The sequence below is a fragment of the Actinoplanes philippinensis genome (assembly GCF_900113015.1).
GTDB lineage: Bacteria > Actinomycetota > Actinomycetes > Mycobacteriales > Micromonosporaceae > Actinoplanes > Actinoplanes philippinensis.
In genome coordinates this window covers 512,549-525,538 of the sequence record NZ_FONV01000006.1, presented here as the reverse complement: position 1 = coordinate 525,538, position 12,990 = coordinate 512,549, and the positions used below count along the sequence as shown (strand labels likewise).

The window sequence follows — 12,990 nt, the reverse complement described above, 5'->3', positions numbered from 1 at the left end:
GGCGGCCGGTCGCGGCGCACGTCCACTGTTTGTCCACTGGAGTCTTCCTAGCCTGATGGCGTTCCCGACGCATCAAGGCAACGGAGGGCCGGAGAAGTGTCCGTACCCGTCATCTTCATCCACGGTCTGTGGCTGCACGGATCATCGTGGCAGCCGTGGATCGACCTGTTCACCGAGCGCGGCTACCGCGCCACCGCACCCGGCTGGCCGGGCGACGCCGACACCGTGGAGGCGAGCCGGGCCAACCCGGACGCCATCGCCGGGCACGGCATCGACGACGTCGTCGAGCACTACGCGCGGATCATCGAGGGCCTGGACGCCCGGCCGATCCTGATCGGTCACTCGTTCGGCGGCATGATCGCGCAGAAGCTGCTCGGCCTGGACCTGGGCGCCGCCGCGGTCGCCATCGACGCCGCGCAGATCAAGGGGGTCCTGCCGCTGCCGCTGTCGACCCTGCGATCGGGATTCCCGGTGCTCGGCAATCCCGCCAACCGCAACAAGGCGGTCTCGCTGACCCCGGAGCAGTTCCGGTACGCCTTCGGCAACGCCGTCACCGAGCAGGAGTCCCGGGAGCTGTTCGACCGCTGGTCGATCCCGGCGCCCGGCAAGCCGCTGTTCGAGGCCGCGGCGGCCAACTTCAACCCGCACTCGCCGGCCAAGGTCGACACGGCAAACGAGTCCCGTGGCCCGCTGCTGCTGATCGCCGGCGGTAAGGACCACACGGTGCCCGAGGTCGTCGTGCGCGCCACCCTCAAGCAGTACCGGCACTCGCACGCGGTCACCGACATCGTCGACTTCCCGGACAAGGCGCACTCCCTGACCATCGACGCCGGCTGGCGCGATGTCGCCGAGACCGCGCTGACCTGGCTGAAGGAGCAGGGCCTGTGAGGCGGGCGATGATCCGGGCCGCGGTGGCGACGCTGGTCGCCGTCGTCGCCCTCAGCGGACCGGCCGGCGCCGGCGCCCACGACCGGGACACCGCCGACGCGCGCCTGCCGAAGGGTTTCACCGAGCAGAAGGTCCGGGTCGGCGACGTCGGCATCAACTACGTGCGCGGCGGCCGCGGTCCGGTGCTCGTGCTGGTGCACGGCTATCCGCAGACCTGGTACGAGTGGCACGAGATCATGCCGGCGCTGGCCGAGCACTACACGGTCGTCGCGCCGGACCTGCGCGGCGCGGGCAAGAGCGACGCCCCGGCCGGCGGCTACGACAAGAAGACGATGGCCGCCGACATCCACGGCCTGCTCGTCAAGCTCGGCCTCAACCGTGACATCCGCCTGGTCGGGCACGACATCGGCACGATGGTCGCCTACGCGTACGCCGCGGCGAACCCGACCGAGGTGAAGAAGCTCGTGCTCAGCGAGGCCCCGATCCCGGACGAGTCGATCTATTCGTTCCCGGCGCTGCCGAAGACCGGCCGGGGCGTGTGGAACTTCGGCTTCTTCTCGCTGACCAACGGGCTGCCCGAGCAGATGGTGGACGGCCGCGAGGAGCTGTGGGTGAAGCTGTTCACCGACCAGCTCATGGACGTCAAGGGCGCGATCGGCCCGGAGGACGTCAAGGTCTACGCGAAGTACCTGAAGGACGACGCGCACCTGCGTGCCAGCTACGAGTGGTTCCGTGCGTTCCCGAAGGACGTCCGGGACAACGAGACGAACATCAAGACCAAGCTGCCGATGCCCGTCCTGGCGATCGGCGCCGACGGCAGCCTCGGCGGGAACATCGAGGGCCAGGTCCGCCAGTACGCCGTGAACGTCAAGGGGGCGGTGATCGCCGGCTCCGGCCACTGGATCTACGAGGAGCACCCGGACGAGATGACCGGGATCCTGCTGTCCTTCCTCGGCGGGAGGTCCTGATGGATCTCCGTCTGTCGGGCAGGACCGCCCTGGTCACCGGTGCGAGCCGGGGCATCGGGCTGGCGATCGTGCGGGCTCTGGCCGGTGAGGGCGTACGGGTGGCCGCCGGCGCCCGGACCACCACTCCGGAGCTCGCGGCCCTGGCCGCGGACGGCCTGGTCCACCCGGTCACCGTCGACCTGAGGACCGCCGAGGGCGCCGCCACGCTGGTGGAGCAGACCACCGCCGCGCTCGGTGGCCGCCTCGACATCCTGGTCAACAACGTCGGCGCGGCCCACCCGAGGATCGGCGGCTTCCTGTCGGTCACCGACGAGCAGTGGCTGGACACGCTGACCATCAACCTGCTCAGCGCCGTACGGGTCACCCGGGCCGCGCTGCCGCTGCTGCTGGACGGTGGCGGCACGATCGTGACGATCAACTCGGTCAACTCGTCGCTGCCGGATCCGCTGGTCATCGACTACAGCGCCGCCAAGGCCGCGCTCGCGAACTTCTCCAAGTCGCTGTCCAAGGAGATCGGGCCGCGCGGGGTGCGGGTCAACACGATCAGCCCCGGACCGGTCGAGACCGACCTGTGGCTCGGCGCCGGCGGGGTCGCCGAGACCGTGGGCGGCGCCGGCGGCCTCGCGCCCGAGGACGTCGTCAAGGGCGCGGTCGGCGGCACCGCCACCGGGCGGTTCACCCGCCCCGACGAGGTGGCCGACCTGGTCCTGCTGCTGGCCGGCGATCGCGCCGGCAACGTCACGGGCGCCGACATCGTGATCGACGGCGGGCTCATCTCCACGCTGTGACCGGCTCACGCCGTACCTCCAGGAAAAACTTTTGATCTTGAATCTCGACACTCTGCGAGCCGCCGTCACCGGTCCGGTTCTGCTGCCCGGCGACGAGGGCTGGGCGGACGAGCTCGCCGGCTACAACCTGACGGTCGTGCGCTCACCGGCGGTAGTGGTCGGCGCGGCCGGCGCGGGCGACGTGCAGGCGGCCGTGCGCTACGCCGCCGCGAACGGCCTGCCGGTCGCGGTCCTCGGCGCCGGGCACGGCAGCTCGGTCTCCGACGCCGGGTCGGTGCTGATCACCACCCGGCGCCTGACCGGGCTGGCCGTCGACGAGGACGCCCGCACGGCCCGGGTCGAGGCCGGGGTGCGCTGGGCCGAGCTGGTCGAGGAGACCGCGAAAGCCGGGCTGGCCGGGCTCAACGGCTCCTCACCGACGGTGACCGTGGTGAGCTACACGCTCGGTGGCGGGCTTGGGCCGTTCGGCCGCAAACACGGCTACGCCGCCGACCACGTGACCGCGCTGGACGTGGTGACCGCCGACGGTGAGCTGCGTCATGTCACCGCGGACACCGAGCCCGACCTGTTCTGGGCGCTGCGCGGCGGCAAGGGCAACTTCGGCGTCGTCGTGGCGATCGAGTTCACCCTCTTCCCGATCCGGGCCTTCTACGGCGGCGGCATCTTCTTCCCGGGCGAACTCGCCGGCGACGTGCTGCACCTGTTCCGGGAGTGGAGCCGGGACCTGCCGGAGGAGATGTCGGCCTCGGTGGGCCTGCTGCACCTGCCGCCGGCGCCCTTCGTGCCGGAGCCGCTGCGCGACCGGCTCGTCGCCCATCTACGGATCACCCATCTGGGCAGCCCGTCGGACGGCGCGGTGCTGGTGCAGCCGTTCCGGGAGCTGGGCACACCGATCATCGACACCGTCGGGCTGCTGCCGTACGCGGCGATCGCCTCGGTGCACAGCGATCCGGTGGACCCGCTGCCGTTGTACGAGCACGGGGCCCTGCTGCGGGAACTGCCGAAGGAGGCTGTCGACACGATCCTCGAGCTGGCCGGGCCGGACGCCGCGTCACCGCTGGTGCTGGCCGAGATCCGGCACATGGGCGGTGCCCTGAGCCGGGCGCCCGAGACGCCCAGCGCGGTCGGCAACCGGGACGACACGCTGTACAACGTGTTCCTGGTGGCCGCCGGGGGACCGCCGGACGCCGCGGCGCTGCACGCGTACGAGCAGCGGCTGATCGACGCGCTGGCGCCCTGGTCCACCGGCCGGCGATACCTGAACTTCATGTTCGCCGGCGACGCGAGCCCGCAGGCGGCGGCCCTCGCCTTCGCGCCGGAGTCGTGGGATCGCCTGGTGGCGGTCAAACGACGGTACGACCCGGCCAACCTGTTCCGGATCAACCACAACATCGCACCCGGCGGCTGACCCTCAGACGCCGGCCAGCGCCTCCCTCAGCTCGGCCCGGGACGTGATCCCGAGCTTGGGGAAGATCCGGTGCAGGTGGGTGCTGACCGTGCGATGCGAGACGTAGAGGCGCTGACCGATCTCCCGATTGGTCAGCCCGTCCGCTGCCAGCTGGGCGATCTGCAGCTCCTGCGGAGTCAGCCGGTCCAGCGCGTCCGGAGCCCGCCGGGTGCTGGTCTCACCGGAGGCCCGCAGCTCCTGGCGGGCGCGTTCGCCCCACGGCGCGGTGCCGAGCGCGTCGAACGCGTCGCGTGCGGCCCGCAGCACCACCCGCGACTCGGCGCGACGCCGATGGCGGCGCAACCATGCCCCGTGCATCAGCTGCGCGCGGGCTCGCACGAACGGCCATCCGGTCAGGCCGGTGGCCAGGAACTCCAGCAGCGCCGCCTCGGCGCGGTCGTCGGCGGCCAGCACGGCGCGGGCGTAGCCGAGCCCCACCCGCAGCGCCGTGGTCGGCATCTGCTCGGCGACCCGCTCCAGACCGGCGACGATCTCGGTGACCCGCTGCCGGGCCGGCCCACGGGCGGCAGCCTCGGCGAGGTCGCCGATCGAATCCCAGCCGTGCAGCAGGTGGTACGCCGGATCACCGGGCGTGAAGATGCGCAGCAACAGCTCGGCCGCCTCCGCTGACCGGCCGCTGACCAGGGCGGCAAGCCCTCGGGCGTGCTGCACGGTCGCCAGCGCCGCCGCCGCGTGCAGCGGCGTGGCCAGCATCTCGGCTTGCGCGGCACACTCCTCGAACTCGCGGAACCGGCCGCGCAGCGCCGCGATCTGCGCGTTCTGCGCCCATCCCAGGGCCTCGACCGGCGGCACCGAGGTCTCCCGGGACAGCCGGACCGTCTCCTCGGCGGCCGGGACGGCGATGCTCAGATTCGCCAGGTTGGCCGCCGCCCGGCCCTGCACGGCGAGCGCCCGGGCCAGCAGGCCGAGCCGTCCCTGCCCGCGCAGGTGGGCCAGCGCCGGCGCGGCGAAGGACAGGCACAGCTCGTACTCGCCGATCGCGTTCGCGCTGGTGGCCAGCGCCCGGCAGAGCGACTCGTCGGCGACTCCGCGGGCCGCCCACTGCCGCAGCCGGGCCAGGACCTCGGCGCCACAGGCGACCGGATGCGCGAACGCCAGGACCAGCAGCAGTCGCGGGTCGTCGGCGGGCACCCCGACCTGCCGGGCCGCGGTCACCACCGACTCCCGGATCTCCCGGCCCGGCTCGGTGTACGCGCTGGCCAGCCCCACCGCGTACAGCAGGTCGAGGGCCAGGTCGCTCTCGCCGCGGCCGATCGCCTCCCGCGCGAACGCGACCAGGGCCCGAACGCCGGTGATGCTCTCCGCGAGGTGATTGTCGAACCGGCCGCGCACCCACGCCGTCCGGGCCTGCTGTGCGGGGGTGAGCCGGGCCGGCCCGATCCCGGCGAGCAGCCGGTCCACGTCGTCGCGCCGGCCCAGCTCGGTGGCCCAGGTCGCGGCCCGCAGCAGTCGCTGCACACGCCGGTGCGGGTCGGTGCTCAGGCGTGCGGCCAGTTCCAGGGCACGGACCGCGCCGGCCGCCGCGCCACGCCGCTGGGCCTGCTGGGCGGCATCGTCCAGTTCGACGGCGATCCGCTCGTCCGGGCCCTCGCTCGCGGCGGCCCGGTGCCACAGATGACGTTCCGGGGAACCGGCCAGCACTCTCGCCAGAGCGGTGTGCACGGCCAGGCGGCGTACCCCGTCGATCCGGTGATGGACCGCGGACCGGATCAGCGGATGGCGGAACCGGATCCGGCCCTCGGCGACGGTGACCAGCCGGGCGATGATGGCGGGCTGCAGATCCGCCGCCACCGTCCCGGCCGCCGTGAGCGTCTCGGCCAGGCCGTCGCCGTCGTTGAGCGCGGCCACCTCCAGGGCCGTGACCGTCGTCGCCGGCAGGTCGCCGAGCCGGCCCGCGAACGCCTGCTCCAGCCGGGTGGTCAACGGCAGCCAGGGGCCGGACGGATCGAGCCGCCCGGCCATCGCCGGAAGCTCGGTCAGCGCGAGCGGGTTGCCCTCGGCGCTCGCCAGGATCGTCGCTCTCGCGGCCGGCGGCAGATCCGGGGCCTGCTCGTCGAGCAGCGCCTCGGCATCCTCCGGTGCGAGCGGGCCGGGCCGCAGCACCGCCGGGCCGACCGCGTCGAATGCCGTCTCGAACCCCTCGCGGGCCGATGCCACCAGCCCGATCGGCTCGGCGGCGATACGCCGGGCGACGAAGGCGAGCACCGCCGCGCTCGCCGGGTCCAGCCAGTGCGCGTCATCGACCGTGACCAGCACCGGCGCCGCGCTGCCGGCCTCGGCCAGCAGGTTCAGCGAGGCCAGCGCGATCAGGAACAGATCCGGCGGGGGGCCGTCGGCCAGCCCGAACGCGGTCAGGACCGCGGCACGCTGCGGACCCGCGAGAGCGCCGGACAGCGACAGGACCGGCGCCAGCAGTTGATGCAGGCCGGCGAAGTCGAGGTGGCTCTCCGCCTCCGTGCCGGTCGTGCCGAGCACCTGCATGCCGCCCTCGCGGGCGACGGAGACCGCCCGGGCCAGCAGGGCGGACTTGCCGATGCCGGCGTCACCGCGGACGACGAGCGCGGCGCCACGCTGCGGCAGGTCGGCGACCAGCGCGTCGATTCTGCGAACCTCGGTCGTGCGGCCGAACAGAGCCGCCATCGGGGCGCTTCACCTCAGTCCACATCGTGTGCTGCGCGCCGATCATACGTGCCCGGGAGCCGTGCGGGCCCGGGCCGCCCAGGGCGGCGCCCCGGCTCGCTCGAATCCGGCGGCGGCCATGGCGAGGACGGCACGGGCCTCGGTGTCGCGGCCGGCGCGGTGCAGCCACCGGCCGTACGCCAGACGGGTCCGGGCGATCTGCAACGGGAACGACTCGGCGCCCGGGACCAGCAGCGCGCGGCGGAAGTTGCCCTCGGGATCCTCGCCGAGCACCGCCCGGGCGCGGTGGACCAGGCTGGTGACCAGCGGTGACGCGGTGGCGTCGGCGAGCCGGGCGGCATCGTCGAGGGCGTCGCGCATCGCGTCTCGCCGGCCGGCGCCGACCGCGGCCTCGGCCAGGTCGGCGATCGACGGGGGTGCGATGTCCGGATGCGCGGCCGCCGCCCGCAACGCCTCGTACGCCGTCGCCGGATCGCCTCCGGCCAACGCGGACAGCCCGGCGGCCCAGGCGCGCAGGGCGTCGATGTCGGCGCGGATCGCGGGCGCGTCGCGGACCGGACGGCCCTGCCAGGCGTGCACGAACGCGATCACCGTGTCCGCGAAGGCGGCCGCGACCGGCAGGTCCCCGTCCCGGGCGTCGCGGCCCACCGACTCCGCCTCGGCGAGCGCGTCGTCGAGGCGGTCCCGGACGGCGTACGCGAGCGCCAGCTCCGCCCGGTTGGCGATGGAGTCGGCGAGCGCCCCGCGGTCCCGGTACCGGCCGGCCGACGTGGCGAAGAAGAGCGTGACCGCCTCCCAGTCCTGCAGAGCCTGAGCGGCGGTCGCCAGCCCGGACACGAAGTCCGTCGCCACGTTCGCCACGTCGTCGGCGTAGGCCCGCAGGCGGGGAAGCAGCGCCGCGGCGTGCCGTGCGGGCGCCAGGCACGCGTGCGCGATGACCAGTCGCGGGTCGGTGTCCGGCACGTCGAGCGCGGCCAGCGCCCGCCCGATCCGGTCCATCAGCTCCGTGGGGGCGGCCCGGCGACGGCTCAGGAAGGCGGCGGCGCTGAGCAGGTGCACGGCCATGTCCGGCCGGCCGGTCTGCTCGCCGAGCGCCAGCAGCTCCTCGGGCTCGCACGTGCGGACGCCGGAGTTGAGGTCGAGCGCGAACAGGATCATCGCCCGTTCGCCGCGGATCGTGTCGTCGCCGGTCGCCCCGGTGGCCAGGTCGGCCAGTCGCCGGCTCTCGCCGGCCAGCCCGGCCAGCCGCGCCGCCTGCGCCGCCCGGATCAGCAGGCGGCCCCGCTCACCGGCGTCCCGGCTGAGACCGGCGGCCCGTTCGAGAGCGCGCATCGCCGCGCCGTGCAGGCCGCGCCGGCTGTCGCCGTCGGCGGCGTCCGCCAGCTCCTTCGCCACGTCGTCGTCGTGGCCGATCGTCGCGGCGGCCCGGTGCCAGGCCGCCGGCGACGGCTGGTCGCGTGCCGTGAGCATCGCGGCGAGCGCCTGATGGACCCGGACCCGGCTGTGCAGGCCGGCCGACTGGTAGACGGCCGACCTGATGAGCGGATGGCGGAAGGACAGGGCCGTTCCGGTGACCGTGACGAGTCCGTTCTCCTCGGCCTCCGCCACCGCGCCGGGGCCGACGCCGAGCCGGTCGGCCGCGTCGGTCAGCTCGGCGAGCGGCACCGGTCCGGCGGCGGCGGCGAGCAGGAGCAGGTCCTGACCGGCGGGGGAGAGAGCGGACACCCGCTCGGCGAACCCGCGTTCCAGCCGGGCACGCAACGACGTCACCGGCGTCTCGTGACGGCCGCCGGCGGCCTCCGCGGCCAGCTCGATCAGCGCGAGCGGGTTGCCTTCGGCCTCGCCGAGAACCTGCCGTAGGACATGACCGGGCATCCCGGGGTGCCGCCGGGACACCAGCGCACGGGAGTCGGCGGCGGTGAGCCGGCCGAGGGTGATCTCCTCCAGGCCCAGCTCGTCCAGCGCCGCGGCGCCCTCCGGACGGCGGGCCACCACCATCACGATCGGGGCGGGGGCGATCCGCCGGGTCAGGAAGCCGATCATGTTGATGGTCGGCTGGTCCATCCACTGCGCGTCGTCGAGCACGATCATCAGCGGCTGCTCGGCGGCCAGGGCGGTGAGCAGACCGAGGACCGCCGCCGCGAGCCGCGCCCGGTCCGGAGCGGTCCGCGGGCCGATCCCGAAGACGCTGAACAGCGCGTCCCGGTGCTGCGGCGGCAGGATCTCGGCACGATCGATGATCACCCGGAGCAGCTCGTGCAGGCCGGCCAGCCCGATCTGTGTCTCGCCCTCCACGCCGGTGCAGGTCAGGACGCGGAAGCCGGCCTTCCGGGCGGTCGCCGCGGCCGCCTGGACCAGTGTCGACTTGCCCACCCCGGTCTCGCCGGTGATCAGGACGGCGCCGCCGCTCACCGGCGCCCGGTCGATCAGCCCGGTGAGGCGGGACAGCGGTCCCGCGCGGCCGACCATCTCGTTCACCATCGAACCGTAGGTCCGGGGCGGCGAGGGGCGCGTACGTCACCTGACGGACGGCACCCGGATCAATTCGGGCTCAATGCGGCGAAACTCCGCCGGGTCGTTGGTTCAGGGGACACCCCATGCGACGGTACGACAGGAGCGTCGCCGAACGCAGCTGCCGGGCCCGCCGCGGCGAGCGCAGCACCGCGTCACGGGCGGCGTCGACCGACGCGGCCGGCGACAGGCCCAGCTCCGCACCGAGCCGGCGCCGCAGATCCTGGTAGGACTGCAGCGCCCGGGCCTGCTGACCGGCCGCGCCGAGCAGGCGGATCAGCCGCTCGTGCAGCGGCTCGTCGAACGGCGCCCGCCCGGCCACCTGCTCGACCGCGTCGGCCAGCACCCCGGCGCCGCCGACGGCCAGCGCCACGTCGGCGGCGTCCCGGGCCACCGTGGACAACTCCTGCTCCAGCCGGGTGAAGACGGCGTCGGCACGTACCCGCGGGTCGATGCCCTCACCACCGGCGCCGCTCCACAGCCCCAGCGCCTCGTGGTAGAGCTCGATCGCGCCCCGGCCGCCGCCGGCCCTGGCCCGCATCACGAGACCGCGGAAGCGCAGCAGGTCCAGGCTGTCGCCGTCGGCGTCCACCCGGTACCCGCCGGCCGAGCGGACCAGCCAGCCACCCGCGCGCCGGGCCGGCAGATCCGGCTCGATCCTGCGGCGCAGCAGACCGATGTTGCGGTGAATGGCGTTGACCGCCGTCCGCGGCGAATCCGGGCCCCACATCGTGTCGACCAGCCGGGCCAGGCTCACCGACTGGCCCCCGTGCGCCAGCAGCACCGCGAGCAGTGACCGCGCCTGCGGGCTGCCGAGATCGATCTCCTGGTCGCCGCGCCACGCGCGCACCGGGCCGAGCACCGTGAACCACAACCGCCGGCGTGTCTGTCCCCGAGACAAGATGCCCCACCTCCCGTACTCGCCACGAAGTATTCGCCGCGGCCGTGAGCAGGGCATCAGTTACGTGACTACGCCACCGCGCGACCGGAGCCCGGATGACCTAAGCCATCGGGCGTTATGGTCTGCGCATGCAGGGGCGGGCACGGGAACAGGCCACATTGCGGGGGCTGCTGCGGGACGTGGGCGAGCGGGGCAGCGCTCTGATCATCCGGGGACCCGCCGGCATCGGCAAGTCGACGCTCGTCGACGACGCGCGCGCCACCGCCATCGAGCGCGGCTTCCGGGTGCTGACCTGCGCCGGAGTCCAGCGGGAGAGCAGCTCCGGGCTGGCCGGTCTGCAACAGCTGCTGCACGTCGTGGTCGACCGGGCCGATGACCTCCCGGACCGGCAGCGCGAGGCGTTGCACAGCGTGTTCGGGCTGGGCCCGGCCACCGCACCGGACCGGCTCGTGCTCTCCCTGGCCGTGCTGGGCCTGCTGGAGGACCTGGCCCAGCAGCAGCCGCTCCTGCTGATCGTCGAGGACGTCCAGTGGATGGACGGGCCGACGGCGGGCCTCATCGGTTTCGTCGGCCGGCGGGTCCGCGACACCGCGATCGTCATGCTGGTCACCTGCCGATCCGACGAGGCGGACGCGGTCACCGAGCTGGGACTGCCCGAGATGCCGGTCGGCCGTCTCGCCGACGGGGACGCCACGGCCCTGCTGGCCGCGCTCGACCCGGGGATGCGCCGGGAGGTTCGCGACCGGATCCTCGACGAGGCCGAGGGCAACCCGCTGGCGCTGGTGGAACTGTCCCGCGGCCTGATGGAACGCGGACTCCACGACACGGCCGGCCTGCCCGCCCGGCTGCCGATCGGCGCCCGTCTGGAGAACGTCTTCGCCGACCAGGCAGCCCAACTGCCGCGGCCGGCGCAGGACCTGCTGCTGCTCGCCGCGGCCGGGGACGCGGCCACCCTCACCGAGATCGGAAAGGCCGCCCGCCTGCTCGGCATCGACGCGCCCGAACAGCGGATGCGCGAGGCGGCGGAGGCGGGGCTGGTCCGCCCGGCCGGTGACGAGCTGACGTTCCGGCACCCGCTGATCCGCTCCGCCGTCTACGGGGCCGCGCCGTTCCCCCGCCGGATCGCCGCGCACCGGGCTCTGGCCGAAGTGTTCGCGGGTGATCCGGAACGGTCAGCGTGGCACCGCTCGGCCGGAACCGTCGGCCGTGACGAGACCGTCGCCCGCGACCTGGAGACGGCCGCCGGCCTGGCCGCCGCCCGGGGCGTGCCGGGCAGCGCCATGCGTTACCTGGAACGCGCCGCCGAGCTCTCACCGGATCCGGGGCAGGCGGCCCGCCGCCTCGCGCGGGCCGCGGATGCCGCCCGGCAGAGCGGCGTGCCGGACGCGGCGGCGCGGCTGATCGCGGCCGCCCGCAAGGTCGCCGACCCGCTGGTCGCCGCCGAGCTGGCGGTCACCGAGTCGTTTCTCGCGTTCTACGTCGGCGGCGAGGTGCTCCCGATCGACCGGCTGATCGAGATCGCGCGGCGGACCGCGGCGGTGGACCGGGACCTCGCGGTCACCCTGCTCCTGTTCGCGGCGATCCGCTGCCGCCATGAGGCCCCGGCCTCGGCCGACGGCGAGCGCATCCTCGACCGTCTGCGCGAGCTCGGGCTGACCGCCGCCGATCCGAGCATGACGATGGCGACCGCGTATCTCGCGCCCACCCGCGACCCCGAGAGCCTGCTGGCCGCCGTCCGGGCGGCCGCCGGCGACATGTCCGTTCTGCCGCTGGTGTACGCGAACGGGCTGGGCGCGGCCGCGGACGCGCTCCACGACTGGGTCCTCGCGGGCGCCTGCTGGACCGTCGCGGTGGAGGGCTACCGGCGGGCGGGAGCGCTCGCCGACCTCGCCAGCATCCAGATCCAGCTGGCCCGCAACCTGATGATGCGCGGCCGGCTGGCGGACGCCGCGCTGACCGCCGACGAGGCCCGGCGGCACGGCGCTGACCTCGGCCTGCCGCTGATCGCCACCTCCGCCGAGGTGGTGGCGGCGCAGGTGGCGGTCTGGCGCGGCGACGCCGAGTCCGTCGCCGCCGTCCACTCCGACCGTGCCGACCTGCGGTTCCACCTCGGCTGGGCACGCGGGCTGTCAGCGCTGTCGGCGAGCCGGCCGGCCGAGGCGCTCGCCGAGTTGCTGATCGCCGCCGACCATCCCGACCTGGGCCCACTGGTGGTGGCGGATCTGGCCGAGGCCGCGTCCCGTGCGGGTGACACCGGGCGGGCCGCACTCCGGCTGGAGGCGCTCGCCGATCAGGTCCGGCCGTTCCGGTCCGCTTTGCTGGAGATCCTCGTCGAGTGCGGCCGGGGCCTGCTGGCCGGCGACGGCGACCACGCCGAGGAGCACTTCCGCGCCGCGATCGGCCCGCCCGCGGTGGCCGCTGACTTCCCGCTGCAGGTGGCCCGTACCCGTCTGGTCCACGGCGAGTGGCTGCGCCGCCGGCGCCGCACATCCGCCGCCAGGGACGAGTTCGCCGCCGCGGCGGCCGCCTTCGACCTGGCCGGCGCCCTGCCCTGGGCGGCGCGTGCCCGGGCCGAGCTGCGCGCCACCGGGGTGGCGGTCGACGCGGCGGCCGGGCAACCCGCTGCCGCCCTGCTCACCGCCCAGGAGCTGCAGATCGCCCGGCTCGCCGCGCAGGGCCGCACCAACAAGGAGATCGCCGACCAGCTGTTCCTGTCGCACCGCACGGTCGGGGCACACCTCTACCGGGTCTTCCCGAAACTCGGCATCACCAGCCGGGCCGCCCTGGCCGGGGCGCTCGGCGAGGCCACCTGACCCGGTAGGTTCA

General features: G+C 74.4%; 8 protein-coding genes. 5 read left to right on the top strand and 3 right to left on the bottom strand.

All coding sequences use genetic code 11. The features are described from left to right. The first annotated feature begins 96 nt into the window (after positions 1–96). From BM290_RS18645 to BM290_RS18630, 4 genes are read left to right on the top strand one after another with little or no spacing between them, the layout of a single operon-like run. Positions 97–888 (top strand): alpha/beta hydrolase, encoded by a 792-nt coding sequence (locus BM290_RS18645; RefSeq protein WP_093615638.1) that lies wholly within the window; start codon positions 97–99, stop codon positions 886–888. Beyond that, positions 885–1,856 carry an alpha/beta fold hydrolase gene (locus BM290_RS18640; RefSeq protein ID WP_239143471.1) on the top strand — a complete coding sequence of 324 codons (972 nt, stop codon included), beginning with the start codon at positions 885–887 and terminating at the stop codon, positions 1,854–1,856. Before BM290_RS18645 ends, BM290_RS18640 begins: the two co-directional genes overlap by 4 nt. Continuing rightward, the gene (locus BM290_RS18635) at positions 1,856–2,644 is read left to right on the top strand and encodes an oxidoreductase (RefSeq protein ID WP_093615634.1); all 789 of its coding nucleotides are present in this window, start codon (positions 1,856–1,858) and stop codon (positions 2,642–2,644) included. The genes BM290_RS18640 and BM290_RS18635 overlap by 1 nt, the downstream gene beginning before the upstream one ends. Before the next feature lie 37 nt (positions 2,645–2,681). Further along, on the top strand, positions 2,682–4,052 hold the full coding sequence (locus BM290_RS18630) for an FAD-binding oxidoreductase (RefSeq protein WP_203779250.1): 1,371 nt from the start codon (positions 2,682–2,684) through the stop codon (positions 4,050–4,052). 3 nt (positions 4,053–4,055) lie between these two features. Here the strand turns inward: BM290_RS18630 and BM290_RS18625 are convergent, their stop codons facing one another. From BM290_RS18625 to BM290_RS18615, 3 genes are all read right to left on the bottom strand, one after another. Beyond that, positions 4,056–6,752, bottom strand: coding sequence for a LuxR C-terminal-related transcriptional regulator (locus BM290_RS18625; protein WP_093615630.1), 2,697 nt, complete (start codon positions 6,750–6,752; stop codon positions 4,056–4,058). A 42-nt stretch (positions 6,753–6,794) separates the two neighbouring features. Then, positions 6,795–9,221, bottom strand: coding sequence for an ATP-binding protein (locus BM290_RS18620; RefSeq protein WP_239143472.1), 2,427 nt, complete (start codon positions 9,219–9,221; stop codon positions 6,795–6,797). Positions 9,222–9,303: 82 nt separating this feature from the next. After that, a complete protein-coding gene (locus tag BM290_RS18615; RefSeq protein ID WP_177319772.1) occupies positions 9,304–10,164 on the bottom strand; it encodes an AfsR/SARP family transcriptional regulator in 861 nt (286 codons plus the stop codon). A gap of 128 nt (positions 10,165–10,292) precedes the next feature. Here BM290_RS18615 and BM290_RS18610 point away from each other — a divergent pair, with 128 nt between their 5' ends. Beyond that, positions 10,293–12,977 (top strand): ATP-binding protein, encoded by a 2,685-nt coding sequence (locus BM290_RS18610; protein ID WP_093615624.1) that lies wholly within the window; start codon positions 10,293–10,295, stop codon positions 12,975–12,977. The last annotated feature ends 13 nt before the right edge of the window (positions 12,978–12,990 follow it).